This is a genomic window from Burkholderia sp. Bp9031, from assembly GCF_003857965.1.
Taxonomy (GTDB): domain Bacteria; phylum Pseudomonadota; class Gammaproteobacteria; order Burkholderiales; family Burkholderiaceae; genus Burkholderia; species Burkholderia ambifaria_A.
This window is the reverse complement of sequence record NZ_QTPW01000091.1, coordinates 1-962: the sequence shown is the minus strand read 5'-3', so window position 1 is coordinate 962 and position 962 is coordinate 1. Positions and strand designations below refer to the sequence as shown.

General features: G+C 66.0%; 1 protein-coding gene. It reads left to right on the top strand.

All coding sequences use genetic code 11. From position 1 onward, the window contains the following. Nucleotides 1-962 (top strand): aminotransferase (locus tag DIE15_RS36630; protein ID WP_124835881.1); only part of this gene is annotated, 962 nt, incomplete at both ends.

The window sequence follows — 962 nt, the reverse complement described above, 5'->3', positions numbered from 1 at the left end:
GCGCGGGCAGCCGCGTGATCGTGAAGGCCGACGGCGTCTACCTGTGGGACTCGGACGGCAACAAGATCATCGACGGGATGGCCGGCCTCTGGTGCGTGAACGTCGGCTACGGCCGCAAGGAGCTCGCCGACGCCGCGTATCGCCAGCTCCAGGAACTGCCGTTCTACAACACGTTCTTCAAGACCACCCACCCGCCGGTGATCGAGCTGTCGGCGATGCTCGCCGAAGTCACGCCCGAAGGCTTCAACCACTTCTTCTATTGCAACAGCGGCTCGGAAGGCAACGACACCGTGCTGCGTCTCGTGCACCAGTACTGGCGCGTGCAGGGCAAGCCGCAGAAGAAGTATGTGATCTCGCGCAAGAACGGCTACCACGGCTCGACGATCGCGGGCGGCACGCTCGGCGGGATGGGCTACATGCACGAGCAGATGCCGTCGAAGGTCGAGCACATCGTGCACATCGACCAGCCGTATTTCTTCGGCGAAGCGCAAGCCGGCGAGACGCCCGAGGCGTTCGGCCTCGCCCGCGCGCAGCAGCTCGAAGCGAAGATCCTCGAGCTCGGCGCGGAGAACGTCGCCGCGTTCATCGGCGAGCCGTTCCAGGGCGCGGGCGGCGTGATCTTCCCGCCGTCGACGTATTGGCCGGAAATCCAGCGGATCTGCCGCAAGTACGACATCCTGCTGGTCGCCGACGAAGTGATCGGCGGGTTCGGGCGCACCGGCGAATGGTTCGCGCACCAGCACTTCGGCTTCGAGCCGGACCTGATCACGATGGCCAAGGGCCTGACGTCGGGCTACGTACCGATGGGCGCGGTCGGCATTCACGAGCGCATCGCGCGGCCGATCATCGACCACGGCGAATTCAATCACGGCCTCACGTATTCGGGCCACCCGGTCGCCGCGGCCGTCGCGGTCGCGAACCTGAAGCTGCTGCGCGACGAAGGGATCGTCGAGCGCGTGAAG